Source organism: Streptacidiphilus jeojiensis, from assembly GCF_042510965.1.
Lineage (GTDB): Bacteria > Actinomycetota > Actinomycetes > Streptomycetales > Streptomycetaceae > Streptacidiphilus > Streptacidiphilus jeojiensis.
This window is the reverse complement of the sequence record NZ_JBEUKS010000011.1, coordinates 270965-294315: the sequence shown is the minus strand read 5'-3', so window position 1 is coordinate 294315 and position 23351 is coordinate 270965. Positions and strand designations below refer to the sequence as shown.

At 71.1% G+C, this 23351-nt stretch carries 18 protein-coding genes; 3 read left to right on the top strand and 15 right to left on the bottom strand.

Annotated features, from left to right (window positions below; all coding sequences use genetic code 11):
* Window positions 1-2 precede the first annotated feature (2 nt).
* From ABUW04_RS28775 to ABUW04_RS28750, 6 genes are read right to left on the bottom strand one after another with little or no spacing between them, the layout of a single operon-like run.
* Entirely contained in the window at window positions 3-1007 is a 1005-nt protein-coding gene (locus ABUW04_RS28775; RefSeq protein WP_380567286.1) for a LysR family transcriptional regulator, read from the bottom strand.
* Window positions 1004-2077 (bottom strand): (Fe-S)-binding protein, encoded by a 1074-nt coding sequence (locus tag ABUW04_RS28770; protein WP_380567284.1) that lies wholly within the window; start codon window positions 2075-2077, stop codon window positions 1004-1006. Before ABUW04_RS28770 ends, ABUW04_RS28775 begins: the two co-directional genes overlap by 4 nt.
* Window positions 2074-3468 (bottom strand): FAD-binding oxidoreductase, encoded by a 1395-nt coding sequence (locus ABUW04_RS28765; RefSeq protein ID WP_380567282.1) that lies wholly within the window; start codon window positions 3466-3468, stop codon window positions 2074-2076. Before ABUW04_RS28765 ends, ABUW04_RS28770 begins: the two co-directional genes overlap by 4 nt.
* Window positions 3465-4217, bottom strand: coding sequence for an SDR family NAD(P)-dependent oxidoreductase (locus ABUW04_RS28760; RefSeq protein WP_380567280.1), 753 nt, complete (start codon window positions 4215-4217; stop codon window positions 3465-3467). Before ABUW04_RS28760 ends, ABUW04_RS28765 begins: the two co-directional genes overlap by 4 nt.
* Window positions 4214-4975 (bottom strand): SDR family NAD(P)-dependent oxidoreductase, encoded by a 762-nt coding sequence (locus ABUW04_RS28755; RefSeq protein ID WP_380567278.1) that lies wholly within the window; start codon window positions 4973-4975, stop codon window positions 4214-4216. The genes ABUW04_RS28760 and ABUW04_RS28755 overlap by 4 nt, the downstream gene beginning before the upstream one ends.
* 59 nt (window positions 4976-5034) lie before the next feature.
* The gene (locus ABUW04_RS28750; protein ID WP_380567276.1) at window positions 5035-6567 is read right to left on the bottom strand and encodes a UxaA family hydrolase; all 1533 of its coding nucleotides are present in this window, start codon (window positions 6565-6567) and stop codon (window positions 5035-5037) included.
* A 186-nt stretch (window positions 6568-6753) separates the two neighbouring features.
* Between ABUW04_RS28750 and ABUW04_RS28745 the strand changes: the two genes are divergently transcribed.
* Window positions 6754-7590 (top strand): fumarylacetoacetate hydrolase family protein, encoded by an 837-nt coding sequence (locus tag ABUW04_RS28745; protein WP_380567274.1) that lies wholly within the window; start codon window positions 6754-6756, stop codon window positions 7588-7590.
* A gap of 71 nt (window positions 7591-7661) precedes the next feature.
* On the opposite strand, the gene ABUW04_RS28740 is transcribed toward ABUW04_RS28745, so the two are convergent.
* The 9 genes from ABUW04_RS28740 to ABUW04_RS28700 all read right to left on the bottom strand — a co-directional run bounded on the left by ABUW04_RS28740 (window position 7662) and on the right by ABUW04_RS28700 (window position 19501).
* On the bottom strand, window positions 7662-9137 hold the full coding sequence (locus ABUW04_RS28740) for a ricin-type beta-trefoil lectin domain protein (RefSeq protein WP_380567271.1): 1476 nt from the start codon (window positions 9135-9137) through the stop codon (window positions 7662-7664).
* 134 nt (window positions 9138-9271) lie between these two features.
* Window positions 9272-10312: an ABC transporter permease gene (locus ABUW04_RS28735; protein ID WP_380567269.1), complete on the bottom strand. Its 1041-nt coding sequence runs from the start codon at window positions 10310-10312 to the stop codon at window positions 9272-9274.
* A complete protein-coding gene (locus tag ABUW04_RS28730; RefSeq protein WP_380567267.1) occupies window positions 10302-11324 on the bottom strand; it encodes a sugar ABC transporter substrate-binding protein in 1023 nt (340 codons plus the stop codon). The genes ABUW04_RS28735 and ABUW04_RS28730 overlap by 11 nt, the downstream gene beginning before the upstream one ends.
* A 15-nt stretch (window positions 11325-11339) precedes the next feature.
* Window positions 11340-12329, bottom strand: a complete 990-nt coding sequence (locus tag ABUW04_RS28725; protein WP_380567265.1) for an ABC transporter permease — start codon at window positions 12327-12329, stop codon at window positions 11340-11342.
* Window positions 12326-13780: a sugar ABC transporter ATP-binding protein gene (locus tag ABUW04_RS28720; RefSeq protein WP_380567263.1), complete on the bottom strand. Its 1455-nt coding sequence runs from the start codon at window positions 13778-13780 to the stop codon at window positions 12326-12328. Before ABUW04_RS28720 ends, ABUW04_RS28725 begins: the two co-directional genes overlap by 4 nt.
* Window positions 13781-13963: 183 nt before the next feature.
* Window positions 13964-16165: an alpha-galactosidase gene (locus ABUW04_RS28715; protein WP_380567261.1), complete on the bottom strand. Its 2202-nt coding sequence runs from the start codon at window positions 16163-16165 to the stop codon at window positions 13964-13966.
* A 64-nt stretch (window positions 16166-16229) separates the two neighbouring features.
* The gene (locus ABUW04_RS28710; RefSeq protein WP_380567258.1) at window positions 16230-17570 is read right to left on the bottom strand and encodes an ABC transporter substrate-binding protein; all 1341 of its coding nucleotides are present in this window, start codon (window positions 17568-17570) and stop codon (window positions 16230-16232) included.
* 66 nt (window positions 17571-17636) lie between these two features.
* A complete protein-coding gene (locus tag ABUW04_RS28705; RefSeq protein ID WP_380567257.1) occupies window positions 17637-18581 on the bottom strand; it encodes a carbohydrate ABC transporter permease in 945 nt (314 codons plus the stop codon).
* Between the two features lie 11 nt (window positions 18582-18592).
* Complete coding sequence (locus ABUW04_RS28700) at window positions 18593-19501, bottom strand: carbohydrate ABC transporter permease (RefSeq protein WP_380567256.1); 909 nt, start codon at window positions 19499-19501, stop codon at window positions 18593-18595.
* 319 nt (window positions 19502-19820) lie between these two features.
* Between ABUW04_RS28700 and ABUW04_RS28695 the strand changes: the two genes are divergently transcribed.
* Both ABUW04_RS28695 and ABUW04_RS28690 read left to right on the top strand, forming a co-directional pair.
* The gene (locus ABUW04_RS28695; RefSeq protein ID WP_380567254.1) at window positions 19821-20990 is read left to right on the top strand and encodes an ROK family transcriptional regulator; all 1170 of its coding nucleotides are present in this window, start codon (window positions 19821-19823) and stop codon (window positions 20988-20990) included.
* Between the two features lie 15 nt (window positions 20991-21005).
* Window positions 21006-23351: a glycoside hydrolase family 95 protein gene (locus ABUW04_RS28690; RefSeq protein ID WP_380567252.1), complete on the top strand. Its 2346-nt coding sequence runs from the start codon at window positions 21006-21008 to the stop codon at window positions 23349-23351.

Here is a 23351-nt window from a genome sequence, read left to right as displayed (position 1 = left end):
CTTCAGCGGTCGCTGATCGGCTGCACCCCCGGGGGCAGCCGGGCCTCTTCCTGGGCGGCCAGGAAGGCCTTGACGACGGCGCTGTCCGAGCGGCGCCTGGCCCAGAACAGGGCGACCTCCCGGTGCGCGGTCGGGGAGTCGATGGTGCGGGTGGTGAGGCCCTCGGTGCTGGTGGTCTCCAGCGCCAGGCGGTTCACCACGCCGATGCCGAAGGCCGAACGGACCAGGGCGACGAGCGTGGCCGGCTGGTCGGTGAGGTAGGCGATGTCGGCCCGTGCCGCATCCTCGCCCAGGGAGTTGCGGAGGTCGAAGCCACCGCCCTCCTCCTCGCTCCCGGCCGGGTTGCCGATCAGCGGCCGCTCCAGGATGTCGGCGACGCCGAGCGAGGCCTTCCTGGTGAAGGGGTCCTGCTCGCGCAGCACGGCGACGATGTCCTCGCGCCAGATGGTCCGGTGGCAGAGCGTGGTCTCGTGCATCTTCGGGAGCAGCGGACGGAACGCCAGGTCGACGGCCCCGCTGACGACCATCTCCTCCAAGGTGGAGGCAGTTCCCTCATGGAGCTCGATGGTGATGCCGGGGTGCTTCGAGGTCAGCGCCAGCAGCACGGAGGGCAGATAGGTCGAGCTGACGCTCGGATAGCTGCCGATCCTGATGTGGGCGACGCAGTTGTCCAGCGTGCTGCGGGCCGCCTCGACGCCTCGCTGCAACTGCAGCAGGGCGTTGAGGGCGTGGCCGCGGAACAGCTCACCCGCCTCGGTGGTGCAGATGGGCCGCGCCTTGCGGTCGAACAGGGTCACCCCGAGGCTGTGCTCCAGGGCCGCTATGTGCGCGCTGACCCGGGACTGCGACAGGTGCAGCGCGAAGGTGGCCGCGCCGAACCCGCCCTTGTCGGCCACCGCGAGGAAACTGCGCAGCCAGGCGGTCTGCAGCGACATGGCGTCCCGGGGATCGCGCGGAGCGGCGTCGACGATCTCCTCGGCCGGCTGGTCAACCGATGCGTCGCTCATGACGATCCCTTCTGGGCCAGCTCGACGAGTTCGGCCAGGTGCAGCACCCGGGTGCGCAGACCCGCCCGTCGCACCGCCGTGATCAGCTGACGCTGGCACCCCGGATTGACCACGACCAGGAAATCTAGTTCAAGCCTGACCAGTTCCGCCATCTTCGGGGCCAGAACCTGCTCGCTGTCGTGCGGTCTGAGCAGGGAATAGCTGCCTGCCGCGCCGCAGCAGTCGGCCGCACCCGGCACCTCGACGTACTCCCCGAGGGCACGGACCACCCGCCGGGGCGGCTCGCTGACGCCCAGTCCGTTGCGCAGGTGGCAGGAGTCCTGCAGGCCGATCCGGGCGGGTCGGCCGTGCACGAGGACCGGGGCCGGCAACGGCCCGGCCTGGAGCAGCGCCTCGGAGTAGTCCAGCACCCGGTCCCGGCCGACCACGGCGGCGAGGTGGGCGCTGCAGCCGCCCGCGGTGGAGACGATCCGGCCGGGGCGTTCGGCGAGCCGTCGGGCCATCCGCTCACCGAGCTCCCGTTCGCCGTTGTGGGCGTGCAGCGCTCCGCAGCAGCCCTGGTCCGACGGCACCGCGACGTCCGGGAGGGTCCTCGCCGCGGCCCGGCTGACACCCGGGAACAGCACCCGCTCGAAGCAGCCGAGCATCAGGGTGGTCCCCGTCCCCGAGCCGGCAGCCCCGGAGGCAGTGAACCCGGCGTGCCGTCGGAGCCGGCCCGCCAGCCGGACCAGCCAGGGCCTCACCGCGAAGGCGAGCAGCGGCCGGATCCGCAGCGGGCGTCTGCGCCCGCGCCACTGGGCGTCACGCAGGTCCTCCAGCAGGCTTCCGTAGGGGACGCCGGCCGGGCACACCGGCTCGCAGGCACGGCAGCCGAGGCAGAACGAGCCCTGTTCCAGGACGGCCGGATCGAACAGGTCGATCTGCCCGTCCTCGACGGCACGCATCAGGGCGATGCGCCCGCGCGGCGAGGACGCCTCGTCGCCGGTCAGCCGGTAGGTCGGGCAGGAGGGCAGGCAGAAGCCGCACGCTATGCAGCTGGAGAGGTCATCGGTGTCAAAGACATGGGTCATGCGGTGACGGCCTTCCCCGGGTTGAGGATCCCGGCCGGGTCGAAGGCCCGCTTGATCCGTGCCTGCAGCGCGGTCTGGGCGGCTCCGAGCTGCGCCGGGAGGTGGGCGAGCTTCGCTGCGCCGACACCGTGCTCGCCGGTGATGGTGCCGTCGAGGTCGATCGCGGCCCGGAACACCTCGGCGAAGGCCGCGTGCACCCGTTCGCGTTCGGCGCGGTCGGCCGGGTCGAAGCAGGCGGTCGGATGGGTGTTGCCGTCCCCGGCGTGGCCGAAGGTCGCGATGGTCACCCGATGGGCCTCGGCGACGGCGTCGATCCGGCGGACCAGTTCGGGCAGGCGGGAGCGTGGCACTCCGACGTCCTCCAGCATGGTCGCCCCGCCCTGCCGGGCCAGCGCCGGTAGCGCGCACCGCCGCGCGGCCAGCAGTGCCTCGGACTCGGCGGCCGCGGTGGCCAGTTGTACCGAGGTGGCCCCGTGCTCGGGCATGACCGCCGCCATCTCCCGCAGCGTGCGGTCCACCTCCTGCGGGCTGCCGTCGTCGCCGAACAGCAGCAGGGCTCCCGCCGTGACGTCCAGGCCGAGCCGGGCGTACTCCTCGACGGCGCGGATGCACCGCCGGTCCAGGAACTCCAGGGTCGCCGGCAGGATCCCGGCCGCGATCACCCCCCGTACCGCGTCGCTCGCCGACTCCAGGTCGGGGAAGTAGGCCAGCCCGGTGGCGCTCGCCGCGGGTGCGGGCCGCAGCGCGAGCGTCAGCTCGGTCAGGACCGCGAGGGTCCCCTCCGATCCGGTGAGCAGGCGGACCAGGTCGTAGCCGGCGACGTCCTTGAGCAGGCGGCCGCCCGCCCGGATGGTCTCCCCGTCCGGGAGCACCGCCTGGACGCCCAGTACGTAGCCGCCGGTGTTGCCGTACTTGAGGCCGTGCAGCCCCCCGGCGTTGGTGGCCACGTTCCCGCCGAGGGTGGACACCCGCCGGCTGCCGGGGTCGGGAGGGTAGTGCAGTCCGTGCTCCTGCACCGCCGCCGCCAGGTCGGAGGTGCTGACTCCCGGTTCCACCACGGCGATCAGGTCGACCGGGTCGACGGCCAGGATGCGGTTCATCCGGGTCAGCGCCAGCACGATCCCGCCCCGGACCGGTACGGCGCCCGCGGCGAGGCTGCTCCCGGCGCCGCGCGGGACGACCGGGACGGAGTGCGCGCTCGCCCAGGCCAGGATCTGCGACACCTCCCGTGTCGAACCCGGCCTGACGACGGCGGTGGGGAGGCCGCTGAAGCCGAAGGTGGCGTCGGTCCGGTAGGGCACCAGGGCCGCCGGACGGACCTCCACATGGCCCGGGCCCACGATCCTGCCGAGATCGGCGGCCAGCGCCCGGTCGCCGGTGAGGGTTCTCATACCGCCGTCATCCCGCCGTCGACGACCAGTGCGGCCCCGTTGACGAAGCGGCCCTCGGGTCCGGCCAGGAAGGCGACCAGGGCCGCGACCTCCTGCGGGGTCCCCATCCGCCCGTCGAGTTGCCGTGCCGCCATCGCCGCACGGGCCGCGGCCGGATCGGGCGAGTTCGCCAGGATCTTCCCGATCCACTCGGTCTCCACGGTTCCGGGGCAGACCGCGACGCAGCGGATCCCCGCACCGGCGTGGTCCACCGCGACCGCCCGGGTGAGGCCGACCAGCCCGGCCTTGGACGCGCAGTAGGCCGCGCGGCCGGCGATCCCGACCTGGCCGCCGACCGAGGCGATGTTGACGATGACGCCGCTGCCGCGGTCGAGCATCAGCGGCAGGGTCGCCCGGATGGTGAGGAACGGCCCGGTCAGGTTGACTGCCAGGACGCGGTTCCAGTCGGCGTCGCTGGTCTCCAGCACCGTCGCGGCCAGACCGATCCCGGCGACGTTCACCAGCACCTGCGGGGCACCGACGGTGACCGCGATCTCCCGGGTGACCGAGCCGACGGCCAGCGGGTCGCACAGGTCGACCACGAAGGGACGGGCCAGGCCGCCGGCCGCCTCGATCAGCACGCCGGTCTCGGCCAGCCCCGCGGGGTCGAGGTCCATCATCGCGATCTCGAAGCCCTCCCCGGCCAGGCGCAGGGCGGTGGCCCGGCCGATGCCGGAGGCCGCGCCGGTCACCACCGCGACCGCGCTCATGCGTACACCGCCCCGGGCAGCGATCCGTCCATGGCGTATCCGCCGTCGACGTCCAGGCAGGCCCCGGTGGTGTAGCAGGCGTCGTCGGAGGCGAGGTAGGCGATGGCGGAGGCCACCCACTCGGGCGGCGCGATCCTTCCCAACGGGATCCTGGCCCGCAGCGATCCGACTACTTCGGGGGTGTAGATCGGCTCGCTCATCGAGGTCCGGGTGGCGCCGGGCCGGACGCAGTTCGCGGTGATGCCGTGCGGCGCCAGTTCGGAGGCGATGGTGCGGGTCATGGCTTCGATACCGCCCTTGGTCGCGGTGTACGGCGCGGCGTTCGGTTCGGAGACGACCGCGTGGACCGAGGAGACGTTGACGATGCGTCCCGGGGTGGCGTGGTCGACCATGATCCGGGCGACCGCCTGGCAGAGGAAGAAGACGCCGGTCAGGTTCACCGCGACGACGCGGTCCCAGTCGGCCCGGGTCACCTCGGTGAAGGGCGCGATGTGCAGGATCCCGGCCACGTTGGCCAGCACGTCGACCGTGTCGAACCGCCCTCGCAGGTACTCCTCGATCCGCTCGCCGGCGTCCGGTTCGGCGACGTCCAGGGCGAGTCGGTGCAGCCGGTCGTCCGCCGACCCGTCCCAGGGCCGGGTGTGCCGGACGTCGACCGCCACCACGGTGGCGCCCTCGTCCAGCAGCCGGACCGCGGTCGCGCGGCCGATGCCGGAGTCGGCGCCGGTGACGACGGCGACCTTGTCGCTGAATCTCATACGGTGACCTCTCGGACGGGACGGAACAGGGCCGGATGGAACAGGGCTGTGCGGCGGCCTCATACGACGGCCCCCATCCGCCACGGCACGATCTCCTCGGCGCCGAACCCGAGCGCCTCGGACTTGCTGGGCGTGCCCGAGGCCAGGTCCACCAGCGCCTCGAAGAGTCGGATCCCGTGCCGGATCTGCTCGTCCCGGGACATCGCCGGGCCGGCGTCGAAGTCCATGTCGGCGCGCATGTGGTCGAACAGCCGGGTGGTGGTGCTGATCTTGAGGCAGGGCGTGGGGCGGGATCCGAAGACCGATCCCCGGCCGGTGGTGAACGCCAGCAGGTTGGCGCCGCCGGCGACCATGCCTGTCGCCGAGACCGGGTCGTAGCCGGGGGTGTCCATGAAGGTCAGCCCGGCGGCGGTGACCGGGTCGGCGTAGCCGACGACGTCGTTCAGCGGGCTGGTGCCGCCCTTGAGCACGGCGCCCAGCGACTTCTCCCAGATGGTGGTGATGCCGCCGTCCCGGTTGCCCTTGGACGGGTTGTTGTCCAGGTCCGCGTCGTTGCGCGCGGTGTAGGCCTGCCACCAGGCGATCAGGTCGTCGATCCGGCGGCCGACCTCGGGTGCGGCGGCCCTGGCGCGCAGCATGTGCTCGGCGCCGTAGATCTCGGGGGTCTCGCCGAGGACGACCTTGCCGCCCGCGGCCACCAGCAGGTCGGCGGCGACGCCGAGCGTCGGATTGGCCGTCAGACCGGAGTAGGCGTCACTGCCGCCGCACTGCAGCCCCAGCGTCAACTCGCCGACGGGGATGGGTTCGCGCCGCAGCCCGGCCAGGCCCGCCGCCATGGTCCTGAGCGTGTCGAGCGCAGCGTTGACGGTGGCGGCCGTTCCGCCGAGGTCCTGGATGGAGAGGGTCTCCACGGCCGGTCCCGCGCCCAGGACGTGGTCCGGCTGGTTGACCTCGCAGCCGAGGCTGACCACCACCACCCCGGCCAGGTTGGCGTGCTGGGCGTAGCCGCGCAGGGTGCGGCGCAGGATGTCGTCCCCCCGGGTGCCCTCGGCCATGCCGCAGCCCAGATCGTGGGTGAGGGCGATGACGCCGTCCAGGCCCTCCGCGTTGATCTGTGCGCCGGCGGCCTGGGCGATCATCCGGGCGACCGTCGAGGAGCAGTTCACCGTCGGCAGCACCGCGAGGTAGTTGCGGGTCGCGGCCCTGCCGTCGGGCCTGCGGTAGCCGAGGAAGTGGTCCCGGGTCGGGGCGGCCGGCGGACTCCACACGGCCGGTCCGGCGGCCGGCGCCAGCCCGAGGCTCTGCGGGCCGACTCCGAGGTTGTGCAGGTGCACGTGGGAACCGGGCGCGATGTCGTGCAGTGCGATGCCGATGACCTCGCCGTACTTGCGCACCGGGCCGCCGCGGGCGACGGCGCGTACCGCGACCTTGTGACCCGCCGGGACGTCGTCGAGTGCGGTGACGACGCCGGTTTCGACCTGCACGGGCGTCCCGGCCCCGATGTGCTCCCGGGCGAGCCCCACGTCGTCCACGCCTTCCAACGGCACCAAAGGGACGGCGATTCCAGGGGGCGGAAATTCAGAGGTGGTCACGGACGCCACCCTAGGTCGGCCGGCCGTTCCTGATGAAGCGCGATTTACGAAACGGCGCCATCCGTCCTGCGAATGGTTGCTGGTCAGCCCGTGAATCGAATACCGCACAGAGAATACAGGTCGTCGGGGGACGAATTCCTGCGGCTAGTGTGGCGGGACCACAGCGACTATGAGAATGGCGAGCGCATGAAATTCGCACGGCACGGCCGGCCCGGCGCGGAGAAACCGATCGTCTGCGGCGCCGACGGACAGTGGCGCGAACTCGCGCCGGTGGTCCGGGACGTGACGGCGGATCTGCTGTCGAGGTCCGAGGCCGAGCTGGGCCTGGAGTCGCTGCCGGTCGTCACGCACCTGGAGCGGTTCGGGCCGCCGCTGGCGCAGGTGGGGAAGATCGTGTGCATCGGGCTCAACTACCGGGACCACGCCCAGGAGACCGGGGCCACCCCGCCGACCGAGCCGATCGTCTTCCTCAAGGCGCCCGACACCGTCGTCGGCCCCGACGACGAGGTGCTGATCCCGGGCGGATCGCAGCGGACCGACTGGGAGGTGGAACTCGCCGTCGTGATCGGGTCCAGGGCCCGCTACCTGGACGGCCCCGAGTCCGCCCTGGCCCATGTCGCCGGGTACACCATCAGCAACGACGTCAGCGAGCGCGAGTTCCAGCTGGAGCGCGGCGGCCAGTGGGACAAGGGCAAGAACTGCGAGACTTTCAACCCGCTCGGCCCGTGGATCCTCACCGCCGACGAGGTCCCCGACCCGCAGCGGCTGGGCCTGCGGCTGCGGGTCAACGGACGGCTGTGCCAGGACGGCACGACCGCGGACATGATCTTCGACGTGGCCCACCTGGTCTGGTACCTCAGCCAGTTCATGGTGCTCAACCCCGGCGACGTCATCAACACCGGCACCCCCGCGGGCGTCGCGCTGGGCAGCCCCGAGCTGCCGTACCTGCGGCCCGGCGACGTCGTCGAGCTCGAGATCGACGGCCTGGGACGCCAGCGCCAGACCTTCGCGGCCGCTCACTGAGCCTGCGGGCCCGCGGGCGTACGGGGGTCGGCCGCGGCTGCTGCGGCCGACCCCCGTGGTGTCACTGGGCGTCAGAGTGCCTGCTGCCACTTCTGGTTGGTGCCGTTGCCGCACGACCACAGTTGGACGTTGGTGGTGCTGTAGAGGTCGGCGTCGAGGCAGAGCTGCGAGTCGACGCCGCGGATGGTCCCGTCGGAGAAGAACAGCCACTTCTGGTTGGTGTTGCCCAGGCAGTCGTGGGAGACCACCTTGGTGCCGTTGGCCTTGCCGAAGCCGTAGGCGTCCAGGCACTTCGTTCCGCCGTAGACGGTGATGGTGTTGTTCGCGTTCCTGGTCCACTCCTGGTTGTCGCCGTGCAGGCAGCCCCAGACCTGCAGTTGGACGTCGTTGGCGTGGGAGATCCCCGGGATGTCCAGGCACTGGTTGTACCAGGGGTTGAGCAGTTGGCTGGTGTTGGAGCCGGATCCGCCCCAGGCGTACTCGAGCCGGGCGACGGCGGTGGGGTTGGGGGTCCACAGCGGCAGGTTCTGGGTGCCTCCGGCGAACCCGCTGTAGAGCCGCAGGATGTTCAGCGAGTCGTGGTCCGGGCTGGTGGTCCGGCCGCCGATGCCGTGGCACCAGATCGCGCCCAGGTGGTAGGTGCGCATGACGTCGGTGATGGCGGCCAGGAAGGCGACTTCCTTGGGTGTGGTGGCGCTGGGCGTCGCCGAGTAGTCGATGCCGTTGTCGGCGTCGGCCCCGAACTCCTCGATGACGGTGCGGTTCGAGCAGTTGCCCATGTAGGTGGTGATGTCACTGACCCACTGGTCGTAGGTCCGCGCCCCGTAGGGGAACGCGTAGCGGTGCATCGCCAGGTAGACGCCGTCGAAGCGGGAGTCGTTGCACAGTGGCCTGAGGTCGCTGCCCCAACCACCGCTGTCGGCCTGGGCTCCCTCGATGAACATCCGCTCCCTGGGGAAGCCGTTGGCGGTCTCCCGGGCGATCCAGTTGGCCGCGAAGTCCAGCCACTGCGGGGTGGTGAAGCCGACCGGCTCGTTGATCGGGTCGAAGTAGATCTGCGGATTGCCGCGGTACCTGGCGGTGAGGGTGTCCCACATCTGGTTCCAGGTGTTCAGGTAGCTGTCCACCACCTTGTTGCTGCCGTCCTCCACCCAGTAGCAGAGGATGACCTTGAAGCCCCTGGCCGTCGCGGCGTCGATGACGCCCTGGTAGGAGGTCCAGGCCGTGGTGGCGGGGTTGATCGGCAGCCGCACGGTGTTGGCGCCCAGGTCGCTCTGGAACGCAGCGAACATGGCGTCGGCCTTGCTCCGGGTGGTGTTGTAGTCGTCGCTCGCCGACAGCCCCTGCAGGACCAGCCGGTCGGAGGTGAAGTTGTCCCCCAGGCGGGACCAGTGCACGCCCTTGAACTGGCTCGGGTCCAGGGTGGCGGCGGCGGCCGGCGACGCGGCGGTCAGGGTCATGACCGGCGCCAGCAGCATCGGGACGAGGGAGGCCAGCAGCCACGCCAGCACGCGGCGTAAGCGGTGGTTCGGGGCAGGACGCGGCATGGAATTCCTTTCCGTTCGGCACGCGAATTGCATGCGGTTAATCTCATGGAAACAAACCGTATCGGCGCCGCCGGAGGGCGTCGATCGCGACTTCCGGGACCTGCCGATCCGCTGGACGAATTGCCGCCCGGATTTCAGGACCTGCGCCTGACGAGCCGTCCGATCCCGTCGGCCGAAGCGGCGAGGAATATCACGGCCCCGGTGACGATCTGCTGGTCGTAGGAGGCGAGACCGAGCAGGCTCATTCCATTGGCGAGGAATCCCAGGAACAGCACGCCGACAGCCGTGCGGAGCAGGCTGCCGCGACCACCGAACAGGCTGGTGCCGCCGAGCACGACGGCGCCCACCACGTTCAGCAGCAGCGGGCTGCCCATGCTGGCGCCCGCGCCGGCCAGCCCGGAGGTCAGCACGATTCCGGCGATCGACGAGAACAGCCCCGCGACGGCGTAGACGCTCGCCCGGGTACGGGTGACCGGGACCCCGCTGATCCGCGCCACCTCGACGTCGGCGCCGACGTGCAGCACCCTCCGTCCCCAAGCGGTGCAGGTCAGGACGGTCTGCGCGACCGCGTACAGCACCACGGCCAGCCACACCGAGTACGGGATCCCGCCCGGACCGTCGATGCTGAACTGGACGAACCCGGTCGGGACCGGAGCGATGGTCCGGCCGTGGCTGAGCAGCGTGGTGGCTCCGCTGACGACGTAGAGCGCGGCGAGGGTCACCGCGAACGGCACCACGGGCAGCTTGGCCACGACGATCCCGACCACCACGCCGATCGCGGTCCCGGCCAGCAGGCCCGCGGCGATGCCGGCCGGGACGCTGCCGGTACCGGTGATGACCCAGGCCGCGGTGACCCCGCTGGCGCCGATCACACTGCCGGTCGACAGATCGATACCGCCGGTCAGGATGACGAAGGTGGCTCCGATCGCCGCGATGGCGACGACCGCGGACTGGCTGAACACATTGGTGATGTTCGAGAAGGTCAGCATCCCGTCGGTGAGCACGCTCAGCAGCGCGACCAGGACGACCAGCACGGGCAGCATCGACAGGTCCGCCAGCCAGCCGGGGCGCCGGGCCGGATCACGCAGCCACGACGCGGACTTGCCGGAGGGGGCCGGGGGCGGGGCGGGGGCCGCCTCGGCAGCGCCCGCCCCGCGGAGGGATTCAGGCTGCACAGCCCCACACCTGTGCGCTGGTGGCGGCGAAGCCGGCCTGATCGAGGGTCAGCCCCTTGGTCTGGACCGAGGCGGGACTGACGGCGTGTCCGGCCTGCGCGGCGGCGATCGCCGAGACCGCCTGCCGGCCGAAGTCGTCCACCGGGGTGGCGATGTCGGCGTCGAGGGTCTTGTCCTTCATGGCCTTGCAGCCGTTCTGGTCCCCGTCGATGGTCACCAGGAACACGTGTTTGGGATCGCCGACGGGGACCAGTCGTCCGGCCGACTTCAACGCGGACTGCACGGACGGCAGCAGGAAGTCCGAGGGGATGAAGATCGCGTTGATGTCGGGGTTCTTCTGCAGTGCGTTGGAGGCTCCGTCCAGGGCCTGGGTCGGGTCCCAGTCGGTGGGGACCTGGCTGACCACGGTGGCGTCGGCGACACCGTTCAGCCCCTGGTTGAACCCGTCTCTTCGGCCGATCGCGTTCTGGTCGGTGAGCGCGCCCACCAGCTCCAGCACCTTCAGCGGCTTGGACTTGGCCGCGTCGACGAACTCCGCGGCGGAGGCCCTGCCGTCGGCCACCGGGTCACCGGTGATCTGGAAGGTGATGTCCTTCTGGTCGGCGACGGCGCGGTCGATGGCGACGAACGGGACCTTGTGCGCCTTGGCCAGGCTGACCGAGGAGGCGATCTGCTGGCCGTCCTGCGCGATCACGATCAGCGCGCTGACCCTGCGGGTCTGGATCAGGTCCTGGATCTGCGAGGACTGCTTCTGCGGATCGCTGTCCGCGACGTCGAAGACCACCTTGTACCCGGCCGACGACGCGGCCTTCTCGATCGCCGACTTCTCGGCCTGGCGGATGGCGTTGAGCAGGTCGAAGCTCACGCCGATGGTGCCCTTCGCACCGGAGCCGCCGGAGCCGCTGGAACCGCCGGCCGCCGTCGTGGACCCGGTGGACGAACCGCAGCCGGCGAGCAGCAGCACCGACCCTGCGACAGCGGCCGTGTACCGGACGAGACTGTGAGCGTGCATGGGAATGTCCTTTCCTTATGACGCAGTGGTCGGCCGCAGGACGTGAGCCAGGGTCCGCCATCGGATTCCGGCCGCGACGACCGCGGCCAGCAGTACGCCGCCGCGGACGATGTCGAAGACGTAGGGGGAGGCGCCGGAGAAGACCAGCCCGGTCTGGGCGGTGGTGAGGACGAGGGCCCCGAGGACGGTGCCGGTGATGCTGCCCCGCCCCCCGAACAGGCTGGTGCCGCCCAGCACCACCGCGGTGATCACGGTGAGTTCGTATCCCTCGCCGATGGACGGCTGCACGGCGCCCAGCCGGGCCGTCTGGGTGAGCGAGGCGAGCGCCGCCAGCAGGCCCGCGAGCGCATACGCCCCGACCGTCACGGTCCGGACCGGCAGTCCCGCGTCCAATGCGGCCGCCCGGTTGGAACCGACGGCCTGGAGGTACCGCCCGAAGACGGTCCGGCCGAACACCAGCACTCCGCCCAGGGCCGTCGCGGCGGCCAGCAGGACCGGAGCCGGGACGCCCAGCAGGCTGCCGGTGCCGATGCCCCGCAACTGCGCCGGGAGGTCGATGTTCTGCTGGCCGGTGATGTGCCCGCCGATGCCGCGGAAGACCTGCATCGTGGCGAGGGTGACGATGAGGGCGGGGACCCTGGTCAGCGCGACCGCCGCACCGTTGACCGCGCCCAGCAGCACCCCGACCCCGGCGACGGCGAGGAACACCACGCCGACCGGGGCCGGGGCCAGTGTCCCGCTGGACTCGATCGCGGCCGTCAGGAACAGCGTCGATCCGACGGACAGGTCGATCCCGCCGGTCAGGACCACGAAGGTCGCCCCGACCGCGGCGATGGTCAACGGGCTGGCCTGGACCGCGATGTTGCGGAGGTTCGCCACCGTGCCGAACCCGTCGTAGAGCCCGGACAGCGCCAGCAGCAGCACCAGCCAGACGGCCAGCAGCGGTTGGCGGCGCAGCACCCGCGCGCACCACGCGGAGGCGGACCGCACCCGTGCGGGGTTCATCGAACGCCTCCGGTGGCCAGGCGGATGACGGCCTCCTGGGTCGCCTGCGGTCGGTCGAGGACTCCGGCCAACCGGCCGTCGTGCATCACACCGACGCGATGGCTGAGCCCGAGCACCTCCTCCATCTCGGAACTGATCAGCAGGACCGCCGTTCCGGCCCGGGCGAACTCGGCCAGCAGCCGGTAGATCTCGGCCTTGGCCCCGACGTCGATCCCACGGGTGGGCTCGTCCAGGATGATCAGGCGGGGTCTGCCGCCGAGCCACTTGGCCAGCACCACCTTCTGCTGGTTGCCGCCGCTCAGCGATCCGCCGCCGGCCTCCAGTCCGCTGCGGGCCGTCAGGCCCACCGCGGTCGCGAGGTCCTGGGTGAGCCGGCGTTCGGCCGCGTGGTCCAGCCTTCCGAACCGTCGGGTGAGCGAGTCCAGGCCGACGATCGAGAGGCTCTCGCGGATCGGCCGCTCCAGGAACAGGCCCTCGTTCCGCCGGTCCTCGGTGACGAAGGCGATCCCGGCGGCGATGGAGGCGCGGACGTCGCCGCGCCGCAGCGGCCGACCGCCCACCTCGATCCGCCCGGTCCTCCCGGCCAGCCCGAAGATCGCCCGGGCGACCTCGGTGCGTCCGGAACCCATCAGCCCGGCCAGGCCGAAGATCTCGCCCTCGGCCACCTCGAAGCACACCCCGTCGATCCGGGCACCGTCGCCGAGGCCGTGCACCGACAGTGCGGTCTCCTGCCCCGGTTCCGCGAGTTCGGGATAGCCCTGGGCGAGTTCACGTCCCACCATGAGCGCTTCCAGGGTGGAGCGGTCGAACTCGTCGGTCGGCCGGTCGGCCACCAGTCGCCCGTCGCGCAGGACCACGATGCGTCCGCTGAGCCTGAAGATCTCCTCCAGGTAATGGGTGATGTAGAGGACGGCGACCCCGTCGTCCCGCAACTGCTCGACGATCCGCATGATGAGTTCACGCTCGTCGAGATTGAGCGAGGCGGTCGGCTCGTCGAAAACAATGCACCCCGGTTCGTGGGCGAGCGCCTTGGCTATCTCCACGAGTTGACGCTGCCCCGCGGAGAGTTCGCGCACCAGTGCTTCGGGACCGAATCCGGCGCCGACCCTCCGCAGCAGCGGGGAGACCTTTCGGCACAGGGCTGCCGGCCGGACCGTTCCGGCCCTGGACGATCCGAGCCGGCCGATCATAATGTTCTCGGCGACCGTCAGATCGGGGAACAGGCTGGTCTCCTGATGGACCGTCGCGACATTCCCGGCGTCCCCGAGGTCGACACGGCCCGAGTCAGGCCGCAGCGTGCCCCCGATGATGTTCTTGACCGTGGACTTCCCGGCGCCGTTCTCCCCTGCCAGAGCGACGACTTCACCGCTGGGAACCGTGAAGGAGACGCCGTCGAGAGCCATTGCGCCGCCGAATGACTTCGACAGTCCGTGCACCGATATGGCGGTCATCCGACATGCCGTTTTCGGCACACGGAAATAGACATGCGATCTCCTGGAGGCTGTTGACGCAATTCACCCGGCACTCATGTGCAGTTCCCGGCCGCGTCCGTCGGCGGGGATGGTGAGAACATAGGGTTCAGCCGTCCGCAGTGTAAAGCGCATGTTTCGGCAGGTGCCTATCCGTATATCGAATCAGTGCCGCTCGCGGAGGACCTCCAGCAGCATGGCCTGAGCCGGATCGAGGGTGGGCATCGGCAGTCCGGCCAGGGCCAGGACCGCGCCGGGCAGCGACACCCAGCCCGCCAGGGCCCGGGGGAGCCAGTCCGGCCCGGCGCCCTGGTGGAACGACGGGAGGCCCAACTCGGTACGCACCCGGACCCGGTAGCGCGCGGAGGCGTCCAGTCCGGGCAGCCGGACCCGGCCCGACTGCCCCTCGGCCGAGGTCGCCAGTCTGGCCCAGCAGTACACGGCCGCCGAGGCGTCCCGGGCCACCACGCCGTGCAGCAGTCGGGCCTCGTCCTCCAGGTCGGCCCGCACGGTCCGGCCGCCGTGCAGCAGTGGACGGAGTTCGCGGTGGAGCGCGGTCCAGGCGGTGAGCCTGGCCAGTTCCTCCGGCGAGCACCGGGTGAGGTCCTGTTCGATGCCGGCGTGCCCGAACAGCGCGGTCACCAGCCGGAATCCGTCGGAAGTCACCCGCGCGGTGGTGTGGCTCGGCGACGGCCCGACGTGCGTGCCGACCAGTTCCGGGGGCAGCAGTTGCCCGGTCCAGCGCTGGATGGTCTGGCGTTCCACCGGGTCGTTGCAGTCCGACGCCCAGACCCGGTCGGTCCGGGCCAGAATTCCCAGGTCCACCCGGCCGCCGCCGCTGGCGCAGCTCTCGATCTCCAGGGCGGGGTGGCGTTCGCGCAGCGCGTCGAGCAGCCGGTAGAGCGCGTCCACCTGGGCGTGCGCGGCCGGGCGGTCGGCCCGGCCGTGCACCGCCTCGTGCAGCTCGCGGTTGTGGTCCCACTTCAGGAAGGCGATGTCGTAGCTGGTCACCAGCTTGTCCAGGGCGTGCAGCAGGTAGCTCCGGACCTCGGGGTTGGCCAGGTCCAGGGCGTGCTGGTTGCGCGAGGTGGCGCCGGGGCCGGCGGCCGGGCCGAGCACCCAGTCGGGATGCCGCCGGGCCAGCTCCGAGTCGGGATTGACCATCTCGGGCTCGACCCACAGCCCGAAGTCCATGTCCAGCGCCCGCACCCGGTCCACCAGCGGGTCGAGCCCGTTCGGCCAGACCACGGGGTCCACGGTCCAGTCGCCCAGCCCGGCGTCGTCGGCGCGTCGGCCGCTGAACCAGCCGTCGTCCAGGACGAACCGCTCGACACCCACCTGCGCCGCCAGCTCGGCCAGCCGGTGCAGCCGCTCCAGGTCGTGGTCGAAGTAGACCGCCTCCCAGCTGTTGAGCACCAGCGGTCGTGGGCTGGAGGGGTGCTCGGGACGGGCCCGCAGCAGGGTGTGGAAGCGGTCCGCGAGTCCGTCCAGGCCGTCGGCGGACCAGGCGAAGTGGCACACCGGGGTCCGGTAGCTGTCGCCGGGGGCGAGCCGGATCTCGCCGGACCTCAGCAGTTCGCCGCCGCCCAGCGCGGAGGCATGGCTGCCGGCGCCCTCGGGCAACTGCTCGACGGAGTACCGCTGGTCACCGCTCCAGGCGACGTGGACCGCCCACACCTCGCCGGACCGGAAGCCGAAGCCGGGTGTTCCGACGCCGAGCAGATAGGGCGAGTCCACCCCGGGCTTGCCGCGCCGCACCTCGCGGGCGTGGATGCCGTGGCCCAGCGGGCGCCGCTGCGGGGAGCGTTCGCGGCTCCACTTGCCGGTGAAGTCCAGGATCTCGGCGGCCCGGCGCGGCAGCGGCAGCACCACGAGCGCCTGGGTCAGGTCGTAGGGCGCGTCGTGAGGTGTGTGGTGCGGTTCGGCTCCGCGGCGGGTGAGGCGGGCCCAGGCGGCCAGGACGCCGGAGGGCTCCATCCGATAGCTGAGGGTGACGTCGAGCCCGGCCCCGCCGTCGGCGAGTTCCAGCACCAACTCGCCTCCGCCCTCCGGGAACTCGTGATGCGAGTAGCCGGTGGTGGTCAGCCTGGGGGCGCCGGCGGTGCCCGCCAGATGACCGTGGTGCGCAGGACTGCCGGACCAGCCCTCGGCCTCGGTGGGCCAGACGGTGAACCGGCGTGGCAGGTCAGGGGCGTTGTTGAGGATCGCAGGACCCGCGGTGAGGCTCAGTGCGGCCAGGTCGGCGTCTGTCAGTTCGCCGAGGTCCGCGCCCCAGTGCAGTACTGAGGGCACCGGCTCGGTGAGCTCCACCGCGAAGCAACTGCCGGCGGCGCGCAGGACGACGATCCGCGCTGGGGAGGTGGGCATACGGGTCCTTCTTCTCGGGTGCGGCCGGGGGCGCGGTGGCGCCTCACCCGGCCGCGGTGTCGGGCTACTTCTGGGTGAGCAGGGACTTCGACGTGGACTGCATCTGCGCGAAGACGCTGTCGCTCTTCTGACCGGCGAAGTAGGCCTCGAACAGCGGCTCGATGGCCTGCTGCAGGGCGGCGCCGTTGCGGGTGTCCGGCGCCGGGTACAGCACCTTGTTCCTGAGCATGTCGGTGAACACCGTCAGGTCCACCCCCTGCTGCTTCAGGGCGGCGGCGGAGGCGGCCATGGACGCCGGGATGGACGGGAAGAACGTCCCGGTCAGCGAGGCCTTGGACTGGCAGGCCGCGGATCCCATGTACGAGACCCACTTCCAGGCCAGGTCGGCGTTCTTCGTCCCGGCCCAGATGTTGTTGCCGTTGGAGTTGCTGTACACCGCGCGGGTGCCGTCGGGGCCCATGACCGTGGGTGCGATGCCGACCTTGAGGCCCGGGATCTTGGCGAAGGTGGACGCCTCCCAGGAGCCCGCCGTCTCCATGGCGACCTTTCCGGAGGAGAGCAGGTCCACGTCGGAGACGCTGGAGGTGAACTCGCCGATCTTCGGCGCGTACCCCTTCTTGACCAGCGAGGTCACCCAGTCCATGGTCTGCACGAACCGCGGGTCGTCGTAGTTGAGAGTGGTGGGCCAGGTGCCCTGGCCCAGCCGCCATCCCAGGGTGGAGACGAAGGAGCTCCAGGTGGTCTGGCCGAGGAAGTCCTTGGACGCCATCTGGCCGATGCCGTAGGTCTTGACGTGGTTCCGGTCAAAGCCCGGCTGGTCGCCGCGGACGCCCTTGTCGTCCACCGTCAGGTGGGCGATCATCTTGCCGATCGTGCCGCCGTCGGTCGGGTTCCAGTTGAGGTCGGCGACCTGCTGCGGGGTGTAGCCGGCCTTGGCCAGCATGGACTGGTTGTAGTAGAGACCGGTGGCGGCCCAGTCCAGGGGGAGCCCGTACTGCTTGCCGTCGGTGTACTTCCAGGAGTCCACGCCGACCGAGAAGCGGGACAGGTCGAACTTGTCCTTGGCTATGTCGTCGTCCAGCGGCAACAGTTGGTGCTGGTCGACGTACTGCTGGAGGAAGGTGACGCTGTCCTGGAACGCGTCCGGCGCGTTCCCGGCCACGAAGCCGGCGGTGAGCTTGGTGAAGTAGTCCGCCACGTTGTACTGGGTGATCTTCACCGTCACACCGGGGTTGGCCTGCTCGAAGGCGGTGGCGCAGGTCTGGTAGGCGACGGCCTGCTTGTCGTCCCAGGTCCACCAGTTGACGGTCTTTGAGCCCGATCCGCCGGCGCTGCCGGCGCAGCCGGACACCACGGCGGTCAGAGCGGCGGCGGCGCCCAGGGCGACTGCTGTGCGTACTCTCATGGTTCCTTCTCGCTTTCTTCGGGTGGTGCGAGGAATGGGGCGGGGGCCGGTGCGCGGGCCGGTGCGCTACTTGAGGCCCGAGAAGCCGATGGAGTTGATGATTCGTCGGCCGAAGGCGATGAAGAGCAGCAGCATCGGCAGCGCCGCGACCAGGGCGGCGGCCATCAGTCCGGCCCAGTCGGGCGCGGCCTGCGGGGAGGACTGCTGGAACACGCCCAGCGCCAGCGTCAGCGGCTCCACGCTCTGGCTGTTGGTGATCAGCAGCGGCCAGAAGTAGTCGTTCCAGGCGTTGACGAACATCAGCAGCGACACGGTCGCCAGCGGTGCGGACGTCATCGGCAGGATGATCCGGAAGAAGATCCGCAGCGGCCCGGCGCCGTCGATGATCGCCGCCTCTTCGATCTCACTGCTCAGCGAGAGCATGAACTGCCGCAGGAAGAACAGGGTGAACGCCTGGAACAGGCCTCCGGGCAGGATCAGTCCGGCGAAGGTGTTGGTCAGCCCGAGCTGCTTGATGAACACGAAGTTCGGCAGCAGTGTGAAAACCCCGGGCACCATCAGCGCGCTGATCAGGATGTTGAAGACCAGGTTGCGCCCGCGCCACTGCAGCCTGGAGAAGGCGTAGGCGGCCGCCGCGGAGAGCACCACGATCATCGCGGTCTGGGTGGTGGCGTAGACCAGCGAGTTGCGCAGGTACAGCGGGATGTCGAGCGAGGCGCCGGAACCGCCCTGCGCGGCGGCCTGCGCCGGGGTGGCCAGTCCGAGGGCGCGTTCGAAGGCACCGAAGGTGAAGCCGACCGGCAGTGGGGAGGACGGGTCGGTGTCCAGCTTGTAGTTGTTGGACAGCGCCGTGCGCAGGATCCAGTAGAACGGGAAGAGCGTGACCACGACGATGACGGCGAGGTAGGTCCAGGCGAGCGCCTTGCCGGGGTTGAACCTGCCGCGGGTGGGCGGCCGGTGCGCGGCGCCGGGGCCCGCTCCGGTCCGTGCGGGCGCGAGAGTGACGGTCATGGCGGCCTCCTTCAGTTCAGGTCGGACTCGTCGGCCCGGGCGAGCCGCAGTTGGGTGAAGGTGACCGCGATGAGCAGCGCGAACAGCGCCAGCGACATGGTCGCCGCGTAGCCGAAGTCGAACTGGGTGAACGCCTTGTTGAAGATGTACATCTGCAGCACGTTGGAGGCGTTGGCCGGGCCGCCCTTGGTGGTGACCTGCACGATGTCGAAGACCTGGAACGAGCCGATGACGGTCAGCACGACCACCATGGCCAGGATCGGCCGCAGCAACGGCAGGGTCAGCCGGCGGAAGATCTGCACCTCGCTCGCGCCGTCGACGCGTCCGGCCTCGTAGACGGTCGGCGGGACGGTCTGCAGCCCGGCGAAGATCAGCAGGGCGTAGTAGCCCATCCCCTTCCAGACGCTGATCGCGGCCAGCGTGGGAACGGCCCAGCCGCCGCTGCCCAGGAACAGGATGGTGTGGCCGGTCAGGTGCTGGAGGACGATGTTGACGATGCCCAGCTGCGGGTCGAGCATCCACTGCCACACCAGCGCGGCGATCACGTTGGAGATCAGGAACGGCAGCAGGATCACCCCGCGCAGCACCGTGGAACTGGTCAGCCGGTGCAGGACCACGGCGGTGACCAGCGACACCAGGGTGCCGAACACCACCGACAGCACCACGAACCAGGTGGTCACCAGCAGCGAGTGCCAGAAGACCCCGTCGCCGGCCAGCTCGCGGAAGTTGGCCAGCCCGACCCAGGTCGGCGGTGTCAGCACGTGGAAGTCGGTGAAGCTGAGGTAGATGCCGCGCAGCGTCGGGTAGGCGTAGAAGATCGCGAATCCGACCACGGACGGTGCGATGAGCAGCAGCGCCACCGGCAGGTCCCGGCGGCGGGCGGCGGCCGAGCGGGTGGGGGCGGAGCGCGATGTGACCACCGGGCACTCTCCTTAAACAACTGGCTGGTGGAACGGTCGGGTGGGTGCGCCGGGGGCGGGGGCGGGCGCATCGCTCACCGCCCCCGCGGCCCCCGCGGCCCTCGCGGCCCGCCGACGGTGGTCGTCCCGGAGCACCGTCGGCGTGAGGTGCGGTGAATGTAGCCAGGGTTTTCTTCCATGGTCAACATATTGCGTGGCACGAATGATGGATATTCGTAGAGCGAATCATCCGGACCGCCAGAAGACCGTTCTGAACTGGGAATTTCCACGTTCCTTCTGCTCTTCCATACTTTCCAAGGGAAATGTATGGTCCCTTTTCATGACGCTCGCCGACCAACCCCCCGCAGCCGCTCAGGTGTTCCGGACCCTGCTCACCCACGGACCGCTGACCAGGGCCGAGGTCGGCCGGCGTACCGGCCTGTCGCCGGGCGCGGTGACCAAGGTCGCCACTCCGCTGCTCACCGAGGGCTGGATCACCGAACTGGGCCGGCCCGTCGTGGAGCGGGCGGGCCGGCCACCGACGCTGATCGCGGTCCGGGCGGAGCGCGCCCGGTTCGTCGGCGTCAAGGTGACCGGCGACCAACTGATCGGCGTGGTCGTCGACCTCGCCGCACAGCCGCTCGCCACCGGCCGGGCGGCGCTCGGTTCACGCGACGTCAGCACCGTGGTGGCCGCCATAGCCCGGCTGGTGAGCAGGCTGCGGGCCGACGCGGGGGCGGTGGGCGACGGTGATGTGCACAGCATCGGCGTCACCGTCTCCGGAGACGTGGACGGGCACGGCGGGACCGTGCAGTACTCGCCCTTCCTGGACTGGCGCCGGGTCCCGCTGGCCCGACTCGTCGAGGACGCCACCGGCACCCCCACCGTGCTCGAGAACGACGTGCGGGCGCTGACCGTGGCCGAGCTCTGGTTCGGGGCTGGCGTCGGCCTGTCGTCCTTCGCCCTGGTCACCGTCGGCGCCGGGATCGGCTGCGGCCTGGTGCTGGACGGCCTGGTGGTCTCCGGCGCGCACGGGGTGTCCGGCGAGATCGGCCATCTGCCGGTCGGCGGCAGCGACCGGGTGTGCACCTGCGGCAACACCGGCTGCGTGGAGGCCGTCGCCTCCACCCACGCCATCACCGACCGGGCCAGGCGGGCAGCGGCGGACCCGGCGCTGACCATGAAGGAGGCGGTGCGGCTCGCGCACACCGGGCATCCGGCGGTACGCGCCGTCTTCTCCCAGGCCGGGCATGCGATGGGGCTGGCCCTGGCCTCGGTCGCCAACCTGGTCGGCCCCGAACGGATCATCATCTCCGGTGAGGGCGTGGCCTCCTACGACCTCTACGAGGAGCAGATCAGGCGGACCTTCCGCGCCCAGGCGTTCGGCGCGGCCGGCGACTGCGACCTGCTGGTGCGCCCGCTGCCCTTCGAACAGTGGGCCCGCGGCGGCGCCGCGGTCGCCGCCCAGCGCGTCTTCGCCCCCACCGTCCCCCAGCTTCACCACCCTTGAGGAGAGAGCGTCCCCATGCTCACGCTTGTACCCGGGCAGGACTTCCGCAGCACCGAAGCCCCGTCCGGCACCCTGTGGTTCAGCCGCCCGGCCACCCGCTGGTTCGAGGCGCTGCCGATCGGCAACGGCCGGCTCGGCGGCATGGTGTACGGCGGAACCGACCGCGAGCGGATCCAGCTCTCGGAGTCCACCGCCTGGTCCGGCGCCCCGTCGCAGACCGATGTCAGCCCCACCGCGCTGACGTACCTGCCCAGGATCCGGGAGCTGCTCCTCGCCGGACGCCACGCGGAGGCGCAGCAGTTGGCCACCGAGCACCTGACCGGCCGGCCGTCGTCCTTCGGCACCAACCTGCCGCTGCCGGAGGTGCGGCTGGACTTCCGACCTGACCCCGACGTACGCGACTACCGCCGGACCCTGGACCTGGACACGGGCGTCGTCTCGGTCACCCACACCTCGCGCGGGACCGGCTTCGCCCGCGAGGTCTTCGCCTCCCACCCGCACGGCGTCATCGCGGTCCGGCTCACCGCCGACCGCCCCGGATCGGTCGGGTTCGGGCTGTCGCTGGAACACGGGGTGATCCCCGGGCAGGTCACGGTGGTCGGCGACGGCCCGGTCGGCGACGGCGTGGTCCTCGACGGCCACGCCTACGAGAGCCTGCACAGCGACGGCACCCAGGGCGTGGCGGTACGGGTGCACGCCCGGATCAGCGCCGAGGGCGGCACGCTGCGGCGCACCGCTGACGGCCTGCTGTTGGAGGGCGCCGACGCGGCTGTGGTGCACATCGCGGTGGGAACCAGTTGGGCCGGTGCGGACCCGGCGGCCCGGGCCGACTCCCTGCTCGCTGCGGCCGCCGACACCGGCTATCCGACGCTCAGGAAAGCGCATGTGACGGATCATCAGAGCCTGATGCGCCGGGTCTCCCTCGACCTCGGCCCGGCACCGGCCGCAGCGGCGGCACTGCCGACCGACGAACGCCGGGAGCGGCTGGCCGCCGGCCGGGCCGACAACGGCCTGCTGGCCCTGTACTTCCAGTACGGCCGCTACCTGACGGTGGCCGGCTCCCGGCACGACTCACCGCTGCCGCTGGCCCTCCAGGGGCTCTGGAACGACGGCCTGGCCAGCAGCGCCTCCTGGACCAACGACTTCCACCTGGACGTGAACACCCAGCAGAACTACTGGGCGGCCGAGCCGACCAATCTGGCGGAGTGTCAGGAGCCGTTGTTCCGGCTGTTGGAGACCCTCGCCGCGCACGGACCGGACACCGCCCGACGGATGTACGGAGCCCCCGGCTGGGTGGCGCACACCGTGACCAACGCCTGGGGCTACACCGCACCGGGTTCCGGCATCGGCTGGGGCATGAACGTGACCGGCGGCGCCTGGCTCGCCCTGCAGCTGTGGGAGCACTACCAGTACCGGCCGGACGACCGGTTCCTGCGCGAGCGGGTCCACCCGGTCTTCCGCGGCGCGGCGGAGTTCTTCCTGGCCTACCTGGTCGAGGACCCGGAGCGCGGTCTGCTGCTGCCGGGGCCCTCGGAGTCGCCGGAGAACTGGTACCTGGCGCCGGACGGCAGCCGCTGCTCCGTCGCCATGGGCGCCACCGCCGACCGGGTGTTCATCGAGGCGGTCCTGCGGATCTGCGCCGAGAGTGCCGAACTGCTGGATGTGGACCAGGAGTTGCGGACCCGGATCGACGCCGCCCGGGGCCGGCTGCAGCCGTTCCTGATCGGCCGTCACGGACAGCTGCAGGAGTGGCTGCACGACTACGAGGAGGCCGACCCCAGCCACCGGCACACCTCGCACCTGGGCGCGCTGTTCCCGGAGCGGCAGATCACCCCGCGCGGCACGCCGGAGCTGGCCCGGGCCGCGGAGACCACCATCGAGCGCCGCCGGCAGGCTCCCGGCTGGGAGCAGACCGAGTGGGTGGAGGCCGACTTCACCCTCTACTACGCCCGACTGCTCCAGGGGGACGCCGCACTGCGGCACCTGACCACCCTGGTCACCGACGCCAGCGAGGCCAATCTGATGAGCTTCTCGGCCGGCGGGGTGGCCGGGGCAGCGCAGAACATCTACTCGTTCGACGGCAACGCGGGCGGCACCGCCGGCGTCGCCGAGATGCTGCTGCAGTCCGACGGCGCGGAGATCGAATTGCTGCCGGCGCTGCCGTCCGGCTGGCCGGACGGCAGCGTGCGCGGGCTGCGGGCCCGGGGCGGCTTCACGGTCGACCTGCACTGGCGGGACGGCCGGCTCGCCACGGCCCGGATCCTGGCGTCCGGAGCGGCGACGGTCCGGCTGCGGCACCGCGACGAGGTACTGGAAGCGACCTTCGGCGCGGGCGAGGCGCTGGTCCTGGAAGTGGGCTGA

Excerpts from the sequence above, each read along its gene's own strand:
- ABUW04_RS28775 (WP_380567286.1), bottom strand. The coding sequence starts at position 1,007 with ATGAGCGACGCATCGGTTGACCAGCCGGCCGAGGAGATCGTCGACGCC.
- ABUW04_RS28770 (WP_380567284.1), bottom strand. The coding sequence starts at position 2,077 with ATGACCCATGTCTTTGACACCGATGACCTCTCCAGCTGCATAGCGTGC.
- ABUW04_RS28765 (WP_380567282.1), bottom strand. The coding sequence starts at position 3,468 with ATGAGAACCCTCACCGGCGACCGGGCGCTGGCCGCCGATCTCGGCAGG.
- ABUW04_RS28760 (WP_380567280.1), bottom strand. The coding sequence starts at position 4,217 with ATGAGCGCGGTCGCGGTGGTGACCGGCGCGGCCTCCGGCATCGGCCGG.
- ABUW04_RS28755 (WP_380567278.1), bottom strand. The coding sequence starts at position 4,975 with ATGAGATTCAGCGACAAGGTCGCCGTCGTCACCGGCGCCGACTCCGGC.
- ABUW04_RS28745 (WP_380567274.1), top strand. The coding sequence starts at position 6,754 with ATGAAATTCGCACGGCACGGCCGGCCCGGCGCGGAGAAACCGATCGTC.
- ABUW04_RS28740 (WP_380567271.1), bottom strand. The coding sequence starts at position 9,137 with ATGCCGCGTCCTGCCCCGAACCACCGCTTACGCCGCGTGCTGGCGTGG.
- ABUW04_RS28730 (WP_380567267.1), bottom strand. The coding sequence starts at position 11,324 with ATGCACGCTCACAGTCTCGTCCGGTACACGGCCGCTGTCGCAGGGTCG.
- ABUW04_RS28725 (WP_380567265.1), bottom strand. The coding sequence starts at position 12,329 with ATGAACCCCGCACGGGTGCGGTCCGCCTCCGCGTGGTGCGCGCGGGTG.
- ABUW04_RS28720 (WP_380567263.1), bottom strand. The coding sequence starts at position 13,780 with ATGACCGCCATATCGGTGCACGGACTGTCGAAGTCATTCGGCGGCGCA.
- ABUW04_RS28715 (WP_380567261.1), bottom strand. The coding sequence starts at position 16,165 with ATGCCCACCTCCCCAGCGCGGATCGTCGTCCTGCGCGCCGCCGGCAGT.
- ABUW04_RS28710 (WP_380567258.1), bottom strand. The coding sequence starts at position 17,570 with ATGAGAGTACGCACAGCAGTCGCCCTGGGCGCCGCCGCCGCTCTGACC.
- ABUW04_RS28705 (WP_380567257.1), bottom strand. The coding sequence starts at position 18,581 with ATGACCGTCACTCTCGCGCCCGCACGGACCGGAGCGGGCCCCGGCGCC.
- ABUW04_RS28695 (WP_380567254.1), top strand. The coding sequence starts at position 19,821 with ATGACGCTCGCCGACCAACCCCCCGCAGCCGCTCAGGTGTTCCGGACC.
- ABUW04_RS28690 (WP_380567252.1), top strand. The coding sequence starts at position 21,006 with ATGCTCACGCTTGTACCCGGGCAGGACTTCCGCAGCACCGAAGCCCCG.